This is a genomic window from Planomicrobium sp. MB-3u-38 (assembly GCF_002836425.1).
GTDB classification, from domain to species: Bacteria; Bacillota; Bacilli; order Bacillales_A; family Planococcaceae; genus Planococcus; species Planococcus okeanokoites.
Window position 1 is genome coordinate 1 of the sequence record NZ_PJBO01000034.1, and the last position, 17,088, is coordinate 17,088.

A 17,088-nucleotide genomic window follows, 5' to 3' on the forward strand; every position below is an offset into this window, starting at 1 on the left:
GTATAATTAATACAATTAAGCCATAAATTTCTGAAGGGAAGTGAAAATATTGACTATAATTCTGGAAAAGAAATACATTCCTTTAGCAAATTACTTTTCATCTGCCACAAATCCAACAATCAAGCTAAGCTTCAATGAAATCGAACAGATTATGGGCCAGCAATTGCCTAACGCTGCTTATTTGAATAGAAGCTGGTGGAAAAAGACCAAAGCGCCTGCCAAGCATTTCCACGCCTGGATGGATGCCGGTTATTTTGTCAGTGAAGTGGAGACGAATCGTTATGTCGTATTTGAAAAAATCGATTCTTCCAAAGGTAAAAATGCTAAGGATGGCAATGGTGATGAAGATATCCTATTGATCCGCAATGCTGAACACGGCGACGCACGCTCCCTTGCCGCTTTGATGAAAACGGTGGAAGCTGAATCCGAGTTTATGCTGTACGGGAAAGACGAACGTACCCAGTCCACCCAAAAAGTCCGCAAACAAATCATTGAATGGCGCCAAAGTGGCCATTCCACAATCTTTATCGCTATTTTGAACGGTGAACATGTGGGCTTTTTGACAATCATCGGCAACGCAGCGAAGCGCGCAGCACATCGCGCTGAAATGTGCGTAGGCGTTCAAGCGGATGCCCGCCGCAAAGGCATTGCCACTAAACTGCTTCAAAAAGGCGAAGAATGGGCAGCTTCGAAAAACATCAGCCGCCTCGAATTGACTGTGGTCGAGAATGATAAGCCAGGCAGGAAATTATTCGAAAAAGCCGGTTATGTTTCCGAAGGGATTCGACAGGATTCCATGTTTATCAATGGTAAATATTATGATGAAATCTATATGGCTAAGTTTTTGGATTAAGCAAAAGAAAAGCGGAAGTGCCTGTTCAGCTCTGACGGGTATAAGACGAATCAGCGTAGTGGCGATCTTTGCCACGCAGCTGGTTTGACTTATATCCCGAAGAGCTAGGCACTGGAGACTAGACACAAAGTGGCTTATGATCCGAAGAGCTGGGCCGCTGGAGTCTGGACAACGTAAAAACAGGCACTCTATTTCTAGGGTGCCTGTTTTTTTATTATCAATAAAGTGAACCGATTTCACTTTTACTCCCAACTTCTATCGGTTTATTCCCAACTTCTATCGGTTTATTCCCAACTCTCCCGCTTTTATTCCCAACTCCGCCAAAAGGCCAAAAGAGGTTCACCGTAACAGGTGAACCTCTTTTATTTATTTAGTTCAGGATTGTCAGCCACAAATACAGGCCAGTCAACGTGATGAACAATGTCGGAATCGTCAGGATGATCCCGATTTTGAAATAATAACCCCAACTGATGGTGACGCCCTTTGTTTTCAGGACGTGCAGCCATAATAATGTAGCGAGCGAGCCGATCGGCGTGATTTTCGGACCGAGATCCGAGCCAATGACATTGGCATAGATCAACGCTTCCCGCACGACGCCTGTCGTATTGGTTTCAGCGATGGCCAACGCATCGATCATGACGGTCGGCATATTATTCATGACTGACGAAAGGATTGCCGCGATAAAGCCCATGCCGATTGTCGCTGCATATAGTCCGTGCCCCGCCGTCCACTCGATTGCAGTTGCCAAAACCGAAGTCAAGCCGACATTGCGCAACCCATAAACGACTACGTACATACCGATCGAGAAGAAAACGATCGCCCAAGGCGCACCCTTCAGCACGGTCATCGTCTCGACTGCTTCACTTCTGCGCGCAATGGCCAGGAAAATGATGGCGACCGCTCCCGCGATGAACGAGACCGGAATATCCAACGTTTCGCTCGCAAAATACCCGATCAGCAATACCGCCAGAACCACCCATGACAGTCGGAACATTTTCAGATCCTTAATAGCCGAGGCAGGAGTTTTCAATACACTGGCATCGAATTCTTTCGGAATATCTTTACGGAAATAAAGGTAAAGAACCAGCATGCTGGCCAGGATACTGAACAAGTTAGGTACAACCATGCGAATCGCATATTCAGTGAATCCGATATTGAAAAAGTCCGCTGAAACGATATTCACCAAGTTACTGATGACAAACGGCAATGATGCCGTGTCCGCAATGAACCCGGAAGCCATGATGAACGGCAGAATCATCGCTTCCTTGAAATTCAAAGCTCTCACCATCGCCAGAACGATCGGCGTCAAAATCAATGCCGCTCCGTCATTGGCGAAAAGCGCCGCAACAATGGCGCCAAGAACTGTCACCAGAAAGAACATCCGAAGGCCGCTCCCTTTAGCCAAGCGGGCCATATGTAATGCCGCCCATTCAAAAAATCCGATTTCATCAAGTATTAAAGAGATGATGATCAAAGCGACAAACGTCAATGTCGCATTCCAGACGATGCCGGTCACATCCCAGACATCACCGAAATCAACCACTCCGAATAATAATGCTACCACTGCGCCGGCAATCGCCGACCAGCCGATTGACAACCCGCGCGGCTGCCATATGACAAAAATTAATGTGACGATAAAGATAAAACTTGCTAATCCAACTTCCACTATCCAAACAACTCCTTATTCACAAACTACTCTTTTTCCTTCCGCTTCCAGAGATTCCACTGTAATTTCCGGTTCAGGAAGCAGGCTGAGCAAATGGATCAGCATCGGATAAAGCGCATGACGAACGTTCAGTGACCAAATGGTCCAACGCCCCCGCTTTTCTTCAGTCACCAATTCAGCCGTTTTCAACTTGCGCATATGCTGGCTCACAGCCGGCTGCGTCATATCCAGCAATTCCGTAAATTCACATATACAAAGTGAGTCTTTCGACAAGTACTTCAGTATCAGCATCCGATTATGATCGCTGATTGCCTTCAAATAGGATTCCATGTATGAATAATCCAAAGCATTCACCTTCTTTCAAGAGTTCCGTCACCCATTATATAAGTGTTTACTTATTTAATCAAGGTAAAATCCAGTGGATTTGCTGTTGTTTGTGCGATAGCAGAGGTTGTTTGCGGGATAATTACCGTTGTTTGCGTTATAGCCCCGATTGTTTGCGTTAACCCGGATTTTCCGCACCCAAAAACCCCGGCAGCCGAAGCTGCCGGGGTTTCTTTACCTAGATTATTATTTTGACGAATACTGTTCAAGTACACGCAATGATTCACGGTTGAATGCCGGGATGTCATCCGGTTGGCGGCTTGTCACCAATTGATCCTGGCAAACGGCCACTTCTTCATCCACTAATTTGGCACCGGCGTATTCCATATCTGTTTGGATCGATTTATAACCTGTCGCCTTGCGGCCTTCAAGCGCTTTTGCTGAAATCAGCAATTGCGGACCGTGGCAGATGGCAAATACCGGTTTCTTCGCATCCATGAACGCTTTCGTGAAATTCACGAAACGATCGTCCGCACGCAATTGGTCCGGCGAAAATCCACCAGGCAGGAACAGCGCGTCATAATCGTCCGGATTCACGTCGTCGATGCCCTTATCGATAGACACAACAGCTTCACCCTGCTTGCCTGTCACTTCCTTGCCTGCTTCTTTTTCAATCGTGAAAACTTCGTGACCTGCATCGTTGAATGCTTTCGATGGGTCGGTATATTCTACATCCTCAAACATATCAGTAATTAGCGTTGCAATTTTTGCCACTGTCTTCCACTCCTTTAGTTTAATACTCTCCCTTATTATTCCACATAGAGAAATTACTAAACATGGCGCTTACCGGAATTTCGAGACATAAGGATTGTCCTGTTCCCAAAATCGATATGGGTAATGGACAGCTTCCTGCGAATTGCCGATGCCGACCCTCGGTCCGACAGATACGGCATGCACCGGATCTCCTTCAGCGATATACAATGGACGCTCTGTAAAATGATGGCCATAATAATCCATTGAAATCCCCATCGCCTTTGTCAGTTTGCCGGGACCGCTCGTCCATTGCTTGATCGGCAGGTGCCGTCCGCGCAGTTCCGCCATCAAATCGATTCCTTCGACCGGTTCCACTGCCCGGATCAGAATGGCGCGCGGCGTATCAATCGGTCCGCTCACAACATTGATCAGCGTATGGGTATGCATTTGATACGTATAGACAAGCCCTGCTTGCCCAAACATGATTTCAGTCCGTTTGGTGCGTCTATTGCCGAAGCTGTGCGCCGCCCGGTCCTCCGCCCCCATATAGGCTTCCGTCTCAACGATCCGTCCCGCGACGATCCCTTCCGGAAGCTCGTGTACAAGCAGCTGCCCCAGCAGGTTGCGCGACAAATCAAGAGTGGGCATATCAAAAAAATCAGCTGTGACTGGTTTGAACATCTTACATCCCTCCGGCATCCATTATACCGGGTTGCGCTGGGTCACTGCATGGATGAGGGGTTCGATGTCTTCGATTTTATTGTCGTGAAAAGCTTTAACAATCGCCGACCCCACGATGAATCCGTCGACGTCATCCCGCAGCATTTCAATATGTTCAGTTTTCGAAATCCCGAAACCCGCGTAAACCGGCACGGGGCTCTTAGAGCGCACCGTTTTCATGAATTCCCGCACTTCTTGCGTCATTTCGTCACGCACACCGGTGATGCCGGTTACCGTAACGGCATAAACAAATCCTTCAGCCGCCGCCAAGATGTCTTCGAGCCGATTTTCAGTGGTGGTAAGCGTAACAAGCTGGATCAGTGTGATGCCGGTCTTTTTCAAATAAGGTTCGACCAGCTGCTGGTGCTCAAATGGCAGATCCGGGATGATGACCGCTGAAACGCCGGTCTCCCTGCAGGACTCAGCGAACCGCTCCGCGCCGTAGCGGATGACCGGATTTAAATATGTCATGACGATCAATGGGATCTTTAAGTCGAAATCCCAGCTCTCCATTTCGAGTAAAACCTTATCCAGTGTCACACCTTCCGCGAGCGCACGGTTTCCTGCTTCTTCGATGACCGGTCCATCTGCGACCGGATCGGAAAAAGGAATGCCGATTTCGATCGCTGTTACACCTGTCGTCTGCAGATACTCCACTTGGCCGCGCAATTTATCGAGTCCTCCATCTCCCGCCATGATATAAGCGACAAATGCTTTATCTCCATTATCTTTCAAATCCTTCAAGCGTTTCATGCCAGTCCCTCCAATTTTTCCGCGTAGGTCGCCATGTCCTTATCACCACGTCCCGAAACGCAGATGATCAATATTTCTTCCGGCCCCATCGCAGCGGCTGCCTTTTCCGCTTCCGCCACGGCGTGCGCCGATTCAAGCGCCGGAATGATGCCCTCGAGTCTCGACAGCTTGATGACCGAAGCCAGCGCTTCTTCATCTGTTACCGCCTTATATTCAACTCGGCCGATGTCTTCCAAATGGACATGTTCAGGGCCTACACCCGGATAATCCAAACCAGCCGAAATCGAGTGCGCTTCCTGAACCTGTCCGTTGTCATCCTGCAGAAGCTTCATATAGGCTCCGTGCAGCACGCCTTCTGTTCCTTTTGTCAGTGTCGCGGCATGCCGGGCCGTATCAACGCCTTCGCCTGCCGCTTCCACTCCGATGAGCCTCACGGATTCGTCTCCCACAAAAGGATGGAACATGCCGATTGCGTTTGATCCGCCGCCGACACAAGCCAGGATGACATCCGGCAAGCGCCCTTCCTTGTCGAGAATCTGCTCACGCGTCTCACGGCCGATCACACTTTGGAAATCGCGGACCATTGTCGGGAACGGATGCGGTCCGAGTGCAGAACCGATGAGATAATGAGTATCTTCCACATTCGTCACCCAGTAGCGCAGCGCTTCATTCACCGCATCTTTCAAAGTGGCACTGCCTTTTGTGACACTCTCGACTTTCGCTCCCAAAAGCTTCATCCGGAATACGTTCAATTGCTGCCGTCTGATGTCTTCTTCTCCCATGAAAATGACGCATTCCAAGTCAAGCAGCGCACAGATTGTGGCTGTCGCCACACCGTGCTGGCCGGCGCCTGTTTCCGCGACAATTTTGCGTTTGCCCATCCTGATCGCCAGCAGCGCCTGACCGATTGCGTTATTGATTTTATGGGCCCCGGTGTGATTGAGGTCTTCCCGTTTCAGATAAACTTTCGGGCCGCCCCATGTTTCCGTCAGCCGCGCCGCATATGTCAGCGGCTGTTCACGTCCGACATATTCTTTTAAATACTTATGATAATCGGCCTGGAAAGCGGCATCTTCTTTCGCTTCCGCATAAGCCGCTTCCAGCTCCTTCACAGCTTTCATCAATGTCTCCGGCACAAATTGGCCGCCGAAACGCCCGAAAAACCCTGTTACGTTCTCTGTTCCCGTTGCTTGCCGCATCGAATCACCCTTTACAGTTTTTATGAAACTTTTTATTTTATCTGCGTCTTTCTTGCCTTCAGTTTCGACTCCACTGGATACATCGACCATATACGGAGCCAGAGAGCCGATTGCCTGTCCAACATTTGCCGAATCCAGTCCGCCCGCCACAATCAGTCTTGCGGGATCGATCGAGGATTTTTCCAGCAAGCTCCAATCGAAGGTCCGCCCGCTCCCCCCGCGAAAGTCGATTCCAGGTGCATCAACCAGCACATAATCCGCAATCGATTTTTCAAGTTTTTTTACATCTTCAATGTCACGGACCGAAAATGCCTGTATGACTTTTACGGGAATACTGCGAATAAACTCATCCGTTTCATCTCCGTGCAGCTGTACCATCGTCAACGGGACTTCTCGAACCGCTGTCAGCACTTCATCCAGTTCCGCATTTACAAAAACACCTATTTTTTCTACTGATCCGGGCAGCTCGTCAGCCAGGCGGGCAGCCTGTTCCACCGTTACCCGCCTGCGGCTCGGCGCAAAGACGAATCCTGCCGCATCAGCAGCCGATGCAGCGCGGACATGCACTTCTTCCTGCAAGCCGCATATCTTCACCTTCGTCATTTCCCCACCTCCAGCGACGTCACCGCTGTAATCCAGCCACCTGCATCTTCCGACCGCATCAGCGCTTCACCGACCAGAATGCCAGCCGCACCTTTGCCGAATGCAAATGCCGCGTCGTCTTCTGTAAAAATACCGCTCTCACTGATCAATAAAGCGTTGCTGTCCGACGGGAAACATTCGGCGATTTCCGCTGTCTGCTGCAGTGATACTTCGAACGTTTTCAAATTCCGGTTGTTGACGCCGATCAATTCGGCTCCCAAGTCCACTGCAGCCTGAAGTTCTTCGGTGTCATGCACTTCGACGAGCACTTCCAGCCCTTTTGTCTGCGCATATGAAAACAGGCGCTCAAGTTCTACTTGCTGAAGTGCCGCAACGATCAAAAGAATGATCGTCGCTCCCGCATCTTTCGCCCGGTCTATCTGAATTTCATCTATGATAAAGTCTTTACAAAGCACCGGCACTGAAACGAGCTGCGCCACATTTTTCAAATCTTCAATCGATCCTTTGAAATAAGATTTATCCGTTAAAACCGAAATCGCGGCAGCTCCTGCCTGTTCGTATTGCTTCGCCTGCCCCGCGACATCAACGTCCAGCCGGATATCGCCTTTTGACGGTGAAGCCCGTTTGATTTCCGCGATGACACCCGGCCCTTGCCGCAATCGTTCGGCCAAGCGGAATTTCTGAGGAAATGCACTTTCTTCCACTCGTTTAACTGGTGAATAACTTTTTATTTCTTCACGTTTTGCCACAATGATTTCATCCAATATATTCATACCAACACCCCCACTGCCTGACGGTGGGCTTCAAACACACGACCTGTTTCTCCGGAAAGGATGGATTTTCTTGCCGCATGTACACCTTCCGCAATCGTGCCCGCTTTGCCACTCGCGAAAAGTGCGACTCCCGCGTTCAGCGCCACTGTATCCAGGTATGCACTTTCGCGTCCTTCCAGCACTTCCATAAAAATCGCCGCATTGCGTTTGGCGTCTCCGCCTCGGATTGCCTCAACCGGCGCCAGCTTCAAGCCCGCTTCTTCCGGATGAAACTGAACCACCTTCTTGCCATCTTCATCAAAAAACAGCAATTCATTGGTGCCCGCCAGCGAAAGCTCGTCCATGCCGCCTGCTCCGTGGACCATCACACCGCGTTTTCTGCCGAGCCGCATCAATGCATCCGCCATCGGCTCCAGCATATCGCGCCGGTACACGCCGGTCATCTGCACTTCAATCGGTAACGGATTGGCGAGTGGCCCGACCAGATTGAAGATGGTCGGTGTCGCGATGCTCTTCCGCACTTCCCGCAATTTTCCGAGCGCCGGATGGATAGCTGGCGCGAATAAAAACGCGATTCCCGTTTGTTCAATCAATTCAGGAATAATTGCCGGATCCGCTGTCGTCCCAATCCCCAGTTCTTCCAGCACATCCGCGCTGCCCGTCTTGCTCGAAACACTGCGGTTGCCGTGCTTCGCCACTTTCATGCCGCAACCCGCAAGTACGAACGCCGTCAGCGTGCTGATATTAAAACTGAACGAACGGTCGCCTCCCGTGCCGCATACATCAATCAGCAGCCCCTCCGTTTCCGGCAAAGCAACCGCTTTTGAGCGCATCGCTTTTACAAGGCCCACCATCTCGTCAGCCGTTTCTCCTTTAGCATGCAAAGCCACAAGAAACTCCCTGATTTCACAGTCTTCCATCCGTCCGTCCAATATTTCCATCGATTTGCTGTACATTCTGTGCTCACTTAAATTCTCTGCTCGTCTCATCTTCATCTCTCCTCAGCTCTTTTGGAATACAAAAATCCCCGCAACCGGAAATAGATCCGGTTGCGGGGACGGGTTTAAAAAACCGCGGTACCACCACGCATTAATGCATTTCTGCACTCACTCAAACAGGCTTTTCGCCTTTCCCTTTAACGCAGGGCATACGTCTGCCTTACTCATTTCCATTTTCAGGCCAGCTCTCCTAAGTCCATTCGCGCAAGAATTCCAATCAGCTCCCACCAGCCGCTGACTCTCTAAATAGAATCCATTGCCTACTCGTCTCAATCCTCGATTTTGCTCTCTGCTATTCTAGTCTTCTCTGGGCTCTTCTCTCAAATAGACTTGCCGCTCTTCCAACAAGTTGATGTTCAGATTAAATTAGTTTGTTTATTCTGTCAAGCAGAAGGTTCAAAGACCCATCCGCTTCGCGACAATCGTTTTCATGATTTCATTGGATCCGGCATAGATCGCTGCCACCGGAATGTCGCGGTAGCGGCGGGCGATTTTGTATTCTTCCATATAACCGTAGCCGCCGTGCAATTGCATGCATTCGCCCGAGATTTTTTTTGCGGTATCCGTCAGCCAGTATTTGGCCATCGATACTTTGGACACGATATCCTTGCCCGCCATATGCTCTTCGATCAACGACTCAAGGAATGAATGCCCCAGTTCCACTTCAGTAGCTATTTCAACCAACTTGAATTGCGTGTTCTGGAAAGCGCTGATCGGCTTGCCGAATGCCTGTCTTGATTTTACATAGTCGACGGTCATTTCCAGCATATCTTCTGAAGCCGTCTGGGCTGCCATCGCCACCACGAGGCGCTCCTGCTGTAATTTTTCCATCAAATAGGTGAAGCCTTTGTTCTCTTCACCGATCAAATTCGCTGCCGGCACGACACAATCCTCAAAATATAATTCGGATGTATCCTGTGCGTGAAGGCCGACTTTATCCAGTTTGCGCCCTTTTGTAAAGCCCGGCATCCCTTCTTCGATCATCAGCAAGGAAATTCCACGGTGCTTCGGCTCCACTTTTGTATCGGTTTTTACGACAACAACCACATGCGTCGAATTGATGCCATTGGTGATAAAGGTTTTTTGGCCATTGACGATATAATTATCACCGTCACGTACAGCCGTAGTTGATATATTAGCCAGGTCAGAGCCCGCTCCAGGTTCCGTCATCGCGATCGCCGTGATGTAATCCCCTGAAATGCAGCCAGGCAGCCAGCGCTGTTTCTGTTCTTCATTGCCGTAGGATTCGATATACGGCACAGTGATATCGTTGTGAAGTCCGACACCGGTGAGGCTGGCTCCAACCCGCTCCATCTCTTCGCCGATGATGACGGCGTAACGGAAATCAAGCCCGAGGCCGCCATACTGCTCTTCAACCTGCGGGCATAGGAAGCCCATGTCCCCAAGTTTCTTCCAGAATGATTTCGGAATCAGGCGATCCTGTTCCCATTGCTCATATTGTGGCACCGCTTCTTTTTCAAGAAATTTCCGCAGCGACTTACGGAACATGATATGGTCATCTTCTTCAAAACGATATTTGCCCATTTTAATGCCCCCTATTTCGGCTGCATGCGGATTGCTCCGTCCAGCCGGATTGTCTCACCATTCAGCATCGGATTCTCCACGATGCTTTCCACTAATTGCGCATATTCCTCCGGCCGACCCAGCCGCGCCGGGAATGGCACCGCCGATTCAAGAGACGCGATTGCCGCTTCCGGCAGACCGTCAAACATCGGCGTCTTCATAAGCCCCGGCGCAATGGCCATAACCCGTATGCCATCGCGCGCAAATTCTCTCGCAATCGGCAAAGTCATGGAGACGATGCCGCCTTTCGATGCGCTGTAGGCTGCCTGGCCGATTTGTCCTTCATACGCCGCAACAGAAGCAGTCGAAATGATGACGCCCCGCTCTCCGTGTTCATTCGGTTCATTCTTTTGCATGGCAGCTGCAGCCACGCGCAGGACGTTGAAACTGCCGATCAGGTTAATGCGGATCACTTTCTCGAATTGTTCGAGCGGCTGAGGCTGTCCTTTGGAAACGACCTTGCCGGGTGTCCCGATCCCCGCACAATTGACCACAACATTGACGTAACCGAAGTGTTTCACGACAGCGGCTGTCCGTTGCTCAATCTGTGCTGCATCGGTGACATCCGTTTCCGCATACCATACGGATTCTTCGCCAAGTTCTTCAATAAGCTTCGCTGCTTTGTCACCGTTCAAATCAAAAATCGCCGCTTTCCCGCCTTTTTCCACGATGCGGCGGACGGTTGCCTCGCCAAGCCCCGATGCTCCGCCCGTGATGATCGCTTTCACTTCATTGGTTTTCATCTCTTTGCCCCCGAACCTTTTATAGTCGTTCAATGATTGTCGCGTTTGCCATACCCATGCCTTCACAGATTGCGAGCAGTCCGTAGCGTCCGCCGCTGCGCTCCAATTCATGCAATAAAGAAACCATCAGTTTCGTGCCGGTCGCGCCCAGTGGATGCCCGAGCGCAATCGCCCCGCCGTTGACATTCAATTTTTTAGGGTCTGCTCCGATATCATGGAGCCATGCCAGCGGCACAGGCGCAAATGCTTCATTCACTTCATAGCGGTCCATATCCTCAATCGCAAGACCTGCTTTTGCCAGCACTTTTTTCGTCGCCGCAATCGGCCCAGTCAGCATCAAGGTCGGATCCGAACCGACTACGGCGCGGGCAATGATGCGCGCTTTCGGTTTCAGTCCCAATTCATCCGCTTTTTCACGCGCCATCAAAAGAACCGCTGATGCCCCGTCACTCATCTGGCTCGCGTTCCCTGCTGTTATGACGCCGTTTTCATCAAATACCGTTTTTAAACTGCCAAGAACTTCCACGGATGTTCCCGGCCGCGGCCCTTCATCTTTATCGACGAGGCGTTTTTCACCGTTTTCATCCTGCACTTCAACACCGATAATTTCCTTGTCATATCGGCCGGAACTGATGGCATCAATTGCCCGTGCATGGCTCTGTACCGCAAATTCATCCAGTTGCTGACGGCTGAATCCCCATTTTTCTGCGATGCGTTCTGCAGACAGCCCCTGGTTGATGATTTCGTATTGTTCGGTCAGCTTCGGACTCGGTTTGGCGCCTTGCATATTTGAAAACATCGGCACCCTTGTCATACTCTCCACACCGCCCGCAACGACAATATCCATGTCTCCCGCAAGAATGGCCTGCGCGCCGAAATGGATTGCCTGCTGGCTCGATCCGCATTGGCGGTCAATGGTTACGCCTGGCACATAATCCGGAAAACCGGCAATCAATGCAGCTGTCCGCGCAATATTTCCGCCTTGCTCGCCTGATTGCGAAACGCATCCGAGAATGACATCTTCCACATCTCCTTTGCTGATGCCTGCCCGCTCCACCAGCTCATCCAGAACCAAAGCTGCCAATTCATCCGGCCGCGTTTCAGAAAAAGAGCCTTTTCTTCGGCCAACTGCCGTTCTTACCCCTTCAACGATTACCACTTCCCGCATATATATCCACCCCATCATCATTTATCGTCAATTATAAAATCATTTTAAATTGAATGACTATTCATTCAATTTAATTGTACTCGAATTCCTTCTTTGAAACCATATAAAAATCCCGCAGAATAATCTGCGGGATTACCTCGTTATTCTTCAATTAAACCCTTTTCAATCAAAAAGTCCCTCGCTATGTCCTGCGGCTGGTCCTGGTCAACATCGACACGCGCATTCATCGCAAGCATTTCTTCTTCACTGATCTGCCCTGCAAGTTCATTAAGTAAATCTTCAAGTTCAGGATATTGTTCCAAAGCTTCCAAGCGCACTACAGGCGCCGCATCATATTTCGGGAAAAAGGACAGATCATCTTCGGTCGTTTCCAGGTCGAATAACCCGATCCGGCTGTCCGTCGTAAATGCCGGGATGACATCCACCTCGCCGTTACTCACTGCTTCATACATGATTGCCGGATCGAAGCTCTCAGTGGCCGAAAATTCAAATGGGTAAGTAGCGATCAGATCGTCATAGCCATCTCCCTGGCGCTCATAAAATGGATGCGGTGCACCGAAACTCATGTCTTCAGACTGCGAAATCTCCGCCAGATCCGAATAGGTTTCGGCATCGTAGCCGCTGTCTTTCGAGTAGGCTAATGTATAGCCATTTTCAAAACCGAGTGGTTCAAGCCATGTCGCACCCAGTTCTTCCTCGTATCCCTCACGCACGCGTTGCAATACTTCTTCGGAAGACTGGCCAGGTTCTGATTCCTGCTTCAATACGTCTTTTAACCCCGTTCCGGTATATTCAACATACAGGTCGATGTCCCCCTGCTCCAGCGCCGGAGTCAAGATGGAAACTTCTCCGAGCCCTTCTTCATATTCAACCGTATAATCCGAGTTCGCTTCGATATACTGTCCCAAGATATGCGGAAGAATGTATTGTTCCGTCCACGGCTTCCCGCCAATCACAATCGGCTCTGATTCCTCGCCGCCCGTCGAGCCACATCCCGCCAAAATCAAAGCGCCTGCTGCGAAAACACCAATCAATTCTTTTTTCATCCTTCTATTCCCCCTTTTAATTTTTCAAGCCTTTCGGCGTAGCCCTTTTCTCAATCCACTTAAGGATCAGATCAAAACCGATCGCCAGCAATGCCACCGGCAGAGCACCGGCCAGGACCAATGAATTATTATAGGACTGGAGTCCGCGGTAAATGATATCCCCCAGTCCGCCTGCTCCTACAAAAGTTGCCAGCGTTGCAATTCCCACCGTCAGGACAGTCGCTGTCCGAATCCCAGCCATGATGAACGGCAATGCCAGAGGCAATTCAATTTGCCTCAGTATCTGGGTGCGTGTCATTCCCATACCGCGTCCTGCTTCGATAGTCGAGCCGTCAACACCCGTTATGCCAGTGTATGTATTCCGCAGAATCGGCAATAATGCGTAAATAATAAGTGCAATCAAAGCTGTCGGTGAACCGATTCCAAGAATAGGCACTAAAAAACCGAATAACGCGAGACTTGGTATGGTTTGAAATATGGCGGTCACACCGATGACCGGTTCCGCGTACCGCCGATAGCGGGCGATGATGATACCTGTCGGCAAAGCGATTGCTATCCCGATTGCCACAGCTACGAAAGATAAGTAAATGTGCTCCAAAAAAGCATCCTGGATCATGTCCTGGCGGCTGACCAAAGTATCAAAAAAGTTTCTCACACATTTTCAACCTCCTCTTTTCGGAGAGCCGCTTTTACAAGATCGCGGTCACTGGCATAGGCCAATACCCTGCCATCATCCACTATCTGCAAATTGGCGTATCCGCTTGATTGGAGTTTGGAAAATGCCTCATCAATTGTCGTTTCCAATGAAACCTGCAATGCGTCACCGATCGGTTCCATTCCAAAAACAGATAGAAATTCCTTCAGTTTGCGTTCGCCGAATGTACGCTGCCGATTAATGCGATCCAATCCGATAAAACTGCGTACAAAATCATTGGCCGGCTCATTGATCAATTCTTGGGGAGAACCTGTCTGTTCAATTTTTCCATCGCGCATCACGACAACCATGTCGGCTATTTTCAGCGCTTCATCCATATCATGCGTGACAAATACGATTGTCTTTTGTATTTCCTGCTGTAAATTACGCAAATCATCCTGCAATTGTTCACGGCTGATCGGATCCAGCGCAGAAAATGGTTCGTCCATCAGAATAATATTAGGATTTCCTGCCAATGCCCGGACAACCCCTACCCGCTGCTGCTGGCCACCGCTCAATTCCAGTGGATATCGCTCCTTATACACTTCCGGTTCCAATCCGACCAGCTTCAGCAGTTCTTCCACTCTTGCCGCCGTCTTTTCTTTGTCCCATTCCAGTAAACGCGGCACTAACGACACATTATCTTCTATTGTCATATGGGGAAATAGCCCAATGCGCTGGATGACATAACCGATCGACCTGCGCAGCTTCACTTCTTCAAGACCAGTAATCGACTCTTCATCAATAAAAATATCGCCCGCAGTCGGCGTTTCCAACTTATTGACCATTCGCATCAGCGTCGTTTTTCCGCAACCACTCGGTCCGATGACGACCGTCAATTTGTGGGTCGGAAATACCACTGATACATCTTTCAAGGCTTCTGTCCCATCCGGGAACTTTTTTGTAACTCGCTCAAAACGGATCATAGCATCCGCCCCTTCCTGTAACTTTCCTACTATCTTTTCCATTACCCTATTTGCTTTGACTGTAAGCGTGCATTTTTCGGAAACCCGCCTTAATAACCAATAAACTCTACAGAGGGTGCAGACAGATCTCATAAAGAAAAAAAGCGGCTGCATGAACGCAGCCGCTTTTTGAAGGCAGTCGAAAACCTATATCAACATTTTCAATTTATATCCACTTACTATCCAACTCCATTTTAAGAAGACAAATAGCGATATGGAGCAAAACAGCGAAGACTCCCAGGTGACTAAGCGAAGTGCTGAGATCCACTCGGTCGAAGTGGAACGAGACCGAGTTAGCTCAGTGCAAGCCACCAGGAAAGCGGAGCTGTTTTGCGGAATATCGGATTCCTAGTTTTCTTTCCCAACAATCCGTAAAAAGCGGCTGCATGAACGCAGCCGCTCTTTACACTAATGATTATTTTTTCCGATCATCTTAATGGAAGCAGTCAATTCATTAAATCGCCGGTCCAATCCTTCATACTCCTTGTTCACCGGTGTCATGAAGCTCAATTTCCCCAACACTTCCTGCCTTTCCCTCTCCAGCTGCATCAAATCCAGCCGCTCCGCAGCACTCTCCCGATCCATCCACTCTGAGTAGCCGCCTTCATATTTAGACAATGTGCCTCTTTCGAAAACAAGTAATTTATCGCTCAGCTTTTCCATAAAATAGCGGTCATGGGTAGCAATCAGCATCGTCCCCCCAAAAAAGCTGAGCGCACGCTCCAATTCTTCCCTGGAAGGTAAATCCAAATGGTTCGTAGGTTCGTCCAGCAGCAATACATTACATTCCGACAACATGAACTCCATCAGCTTCAGCTTGACGCGTTCGCCCATGCTCATATTCAGAATCGGCTGGTCCCAATGCACTTTTTCGAAACCCAGATGATCCATCAAATTGCGGATCTTGCCTGTTTCTTCATAACTCGGAGCCCAAAACAGCTCAGAAGGCGTCTTTTCTTCCGGCAAGTCAAAAACATCCTGGCTTAAATAGCCGATTTTCATGCCTTTGCTCAACCAGACCTCCCCGTCGTGTCCACCACTGCCGAGCATCATTTGAAGGAGGGTCGTTTTCCCGCTGCCATTAGCGCCAAGCAAGCCGACCCGTTCACCATGCTGTATGGTGAATGTGGCCCGGTCGAACAGCAGTCTGTCTCCATAGCTTTTGCTTACATTTTTCAAGGCGATGACTCTGCGTCCTTTCTTCGCAGCATCATTGATATCAAATGAAATTTGCAATTCTTCTTTCGGCTCAGACACCTGCTCCTGGTCCAGTTCCGCCTGAAGACGCTGTCGTTTGCTGCGGATTTGAATATCTTTTTTCTTCGCTTTCATACGGAAATATTCTTTTGCACCATCTTTTTTCGTTGATTCGGCATGCGCTTTGTCAGACCATGATTGTAATTGGACAATCTGGTTTTCCACCTGCGCAATTTTCGCCTGTTGTTTATCGTATTTGCGTTTCTGCGTATGCCGCTGGTGCGCTCTTTCCACTCTGGATGCAGAATAATTCCCTTCATACTCAATCAAAACCGCGTCTTCTATTTCCCAGACATGCGTTGCTACCCTGTCGATAAAATGGCGGTCATGTGAAACAAAAATCACTGTTCCTTCCATTTCTTTAATGCTGTCCGCCAGGGTCTCCAGACTTTCTGCATCCAAATGATTGGTCGGTTCATCCAGCAGATAGATATCTCCACTCTGCGCCAGCGCATTCGCGAGCCTCAGCTTCATGGTTTCCCCGCCACTCAGTTTATGCCGTTCGGCAGGAACACGCCACTTCCTTTCCATCGCCCTTGTTTCCGCATCCAAATTTGCCTTCTCGACATCTCTGACCTCTTGCCCCATATAAACAATTTCAGGGTCACTTCCCAGCCAATGGACTCCTTGCGCACCTCGCGCTATCGCTTCAAGAACACTGGTCTTTCCTGAACCGTTTGCTCCGATCACAGCAATTCTTGATTGCTCATGGATAACGGCTTTAGCTTCTTCTACAATCACTCGATCCATATAACGGATGGTCAATTTGTTTAATTTGCCTACGATGGCCATATCAATCTCTCCCTTTTCGGAGAAATAAAAAATTCCTCCGATTGATTTTCGGAAGAATTCGGCAACCCAAATAAACTGCATTAATTCGGATTAAATAAAAATTGGGCAGACGAATCCTATTTCTTTCAAGCTGAAAAAACTTCAGTTGCTCAGAAAAAGGATTTTATTTCATCGTCCACCCGTCACCTCGTTTTCAT

Annotated in this window: 16 protein-coding genes, 1 pseudogene and 1 other annotated feature; of the genes and pseudogenes, 1 reads left to right on the plus strand and 16 read right to left on the minus strand. The window is 49.3% G+C overall.

What is annotated here, in order from left to right:
* The first annotated feature begins 40 nt into the window (after window positions 1-40).
* Window positions 41-853: a GNAT family N-acetyltransferase gene (locus tag CXF70_RS07445; protein WP_233208568.1), complete on the plus strand. Its 813-nt coding sequence runs from the start codon at window positions 41-43 to the stop codon at window positions 851-853.
* 370 nt (window positions 854-1,223) lie between these two features.
* On the opposite strand, the gene CXF70_RS07450 is transcribed toward CXF70_RS07445, so the two are convergent.
* From CXF70_RS07450 to abc-f, 16 genes and pseudogenes are all read right to left on the minus strand, one after another.
* Complete coding sequence (locus CXF70_RS07450; protein ID WP_369916929.1) at window positions 1,224-2,519, minus strand: arsenic transporter; 1,296 nt, start codon at window positions 2,517-2,519, stop codon at window positions 1,224-1,226.
* Between the two features lie 15 nt (window positions 2,520-2,534).
* A complete protein-coding gene (locus tag CXF70_RS07455; RefSeq protein WP_233208569.1) occupies window positions 2,535-2,873 on the minus strand; it encodes an ArsR/SmtB family transcription factor in 339 nt (112 codons plus the stop codon).
* 216 nt (window positions 2,874-3,089) lie between these two features.
* A complete protein-coding gene (locus CXF70_RS07460; RefSeq protein WP_101802116.1) occupies window positions 3,090-3,617 on the minus strand; it encodes a type 1 glutamine amidotransferase domain-containing protein in 528 nt (175 codons plus the stop codon).
* Between the two features lie 69 nt (window positions 3,618-3,686).
* The gene (locus CXF70_RS07465; protein WP_101802117.1) at window positions 3,687-4,277 is read right to left on the minus strand and encodes a DNA-3-methyladenine glycosylase; all 591 of its coding nucleotides are present in this window, start codon (window positions 4,275-4,277) and stop codon (window positions 3,687-3,689) included.
* 21 nt (window positions 4,278-4,298) lie between these two features.
* Entirely contained in the window at window positions 4,299-5,069 is a 771-nt protein-coding gene (trpA, locus tag CXF70_RS07470; protein WP_101802118.1) for a tryptophan synthase subunit alpha, read from the minus strand.
* Window positions 5,066-6,268 carry a tryptophan synthase subunit beta gene (gene trpB, locus CXF70_RS07475; RefSeq protein ID WP_233208574.1) on the minus strand — a complete coding sequence of 401 codons (1,203 nt, stop codon included), beginning with the start codon at window positions 6,266-6,268 and terminating at the stop codon, window positions 5,066-5,068. The genes trpA and trpB overlap by 4 nt, the downstream gene beginning before the upstream one ends.
* Window positions 6,269-6,334: 66 nt before the next feature.
* Window positions 6,335-6,871, minus strand: a pseudogene (locus tag CXF70_RS18435) (phosphoribosylanthranilate isomerase); the annotation flags it as partial.
* The gene (trpC, locus tag CXF70_RS07480) at window positions 6,868-7,644 is read right to left on the minus strand and encodes an indole-3-glycerol phosphate synthase TrpC (RefSeq protein WP_101802120.1); all 777 of its coding nucleotides are present in this window, start codon (window positions 7,642-7,644) and stop codon (window positions 6,868-6,870) included. The gene trpC and the pseudogene CXF70_RS18435, both read right to left, overlap by 4 nt.
* Window positions 7,641-8,633, minus strand: a complete 993-nt coding sequence (gene trpD, locus CXF70_RS07485; protein WP_101802121.1) for an anthranilate phosphoribosyltransferase — start codon at window positions 8,631-8,633, stop codon at window positions 7,641-7,643. The genes trpC and trpD overlap by 4 nt, the downstream gene beginning before the upstream one ends.
* A 61-nt stretch (window positions 8,634-8,694) precedes the next feature.
* Window positions 8,695-8,928, minus strand: a binding site (T-box leader).
* A 110-nt stretch (window positions 8,929-9,038) separates the two neighbouring features.
* Window positions 9,039-10,187, minus strand: a complete 1,149-nt coding sequence (locus CXF70_RS07490) for an acyl-CoA dehydrogenase family protein (protein ID WP_101802122.1) — start codon at window positions 10,185-10,187, stop codon at window positions 9,039-9,041.
* A gap of 11 nt (window positions 10,188-10,198) precedes the next feature.
* The gene (locus CXF70_RS07495) at window positions 10,199-10,969 is read right to left on the minus strand and encodes a 3-hydroxyacyl-CoA dehydrogenase (protein ID WP_101802123.1); all 771 of its coding nucleotides are present in this window, start codon (window positions 10,967-10,969) and stop codon (window positions 10,199-10,201) included.
* 19 nt (window positions 10,970-10,988) lie between these two features.
* A complete protein-coding gene (locus CXF70_RS07500; RefSeq protein ID WP_101802124.1) occupies window positions 10,989-12,137 on the minus strand; it encodes a thiolase family protein in 1,149 nt (382 codons plus the stop codon).
* Window positions 12,138-12,277: 140 nt separating this feature from the next.
* Complete coding sequence (locus CXF70_RS07505) at window positions 12,278-13,183, minus strand: glycine betaine ABC transporter substrate-binding protein (RefSeq protein WP_084243089.1); 906 nt, start codon at window positions 13,181-13,183, stop codon at window positions 12,278-12,280.
* A 16-nt stretch (window positions 13,184-13,199) separates the two neighbouring features.
* Window positions 13,200-13,838 carry an ABC transporter permease gene (locus CXF70_RS07510; protein ID WP_276310422.1) on the minus strand — a complete coding sequence of 213 codons (639 nt, stop codon included), beginning with the start codon at window positions 13,836-13,838 and terminating at the stop codon, window positions 13,200-13,202.
* The gene (locus CXF70_RS07515; RefSeq protein ID WP_101802125.1) at window positions 13,835-14,803 is read right to left on the minus strand and encodes an ABC transporter ATP-binding protein; all 969 of its coding nucleotides are present in this window, start codon (window positions 14,801-14,803) and stop codon (window positions 13,835-13,837) included. The genes CXF70_RS07510 and CXF70_RS07515 overlap by 4 nt, the downstream gene beginning before the upstream one ends.
* Before the next feature lie 447 nt (window positions 14,804-15,250).
* Window positions 15,251-16,891, minus strand: a complete 1,641-nt coding sequence (gene abc-f, locus CXF70_RS07520) for a ribosomal protection-like ABC-F family protein (RefSeq protein ID WP_101802126.1) — start codon at window positions 16,889-16,891, stop codon at window positions 15,251-15,253.
* Window positions 16,892-17,088: the final 197 nt, after the last annotated feature.

What these genes read in the sequence shown, in the direction of transcription:
- CXF70_RS07465 (WP_101802117.1), bottom strand. Translation starts at nt 4,277, where the DNA reads ATGTTCAAACCAGTCACAGCTGATTTTTTTGATATGCCCACTCTTGAT.
- trpA (WP_101802118.1), bottom strand. Translation starts at nt 5,069, where the DNA reads ATGAAACGCTTGAAGGATTTGAAAGATAATGGAGATAAAGCATTTGTC.
- trpB (WP_233208574.1), bottom strand. Translation starts at nt 6,268, where the DNA reads ATGCGGCAAGCAACGGGAACAGAGAACGTAACAGGGTTTTTCGGGCGT.
- trpC (WP_101802120.1), bottom strand. Translation starts at nt 7,644, where the DNA reads ATGAATATATTGGATGAAATCATTGTGGCAAAACGTGAAGAAATAAAA.
- trpD (WP_101802121.1), bottom strand. Translation starts at nt 8,633, where the DNA reads ATGAGACGAGCAGAGAATTTAAGTGAGCACAGAATGTACAGCAAATCG.
- CXF70_RS07490 (WP_101802122.1), bottom strand. Translation starts at nt 10,187, where the DNA reads ATGGGCAAATATCGTTTTGAAGAAGATGACCATATCATGTTCCGTAAG.
- CXF70_RS07495 (WP_101802123.1), bottom strand. Translation starts at nt 10,969, where the DNA reads ATGAAAACCAATGAAGTGAAAGCGATCATCACGGGCGGAGCATCGGGG.
- CXF70_RS07500 (WP_101802124.1), bottom strand. Translation starts at nt 12,137, where the DNA reads ATGCGGGAAGTGGTAATCGTTGAAGGGGTAAGAACGGCAGTTGGCCGA.
- CXF70_RS07505 (WP_084243089.1), bottom strand. Translation starts at nt 13,183, where the DNA reads ATGAAAAAAGAATTGATTGGTGTTTTCGCAGCAGGCGCTTTGATTTTG.
- CXF70_RS07515 (WP_101802125.1), bottom strand. Translation starts at nt 14,803, where the DNA reads ATGATCCGTTTTGAGCGAGTTACAAAAAAGTTCCCGGATGGGACAGAA.
- abc-f (WP_101802126.1), bottom strand. Translation starts at nt 16,891, where the DNA reads ATGGCCATCGTAGGCAAATTAAACAAATTGACCATCCGTTATATGGAT.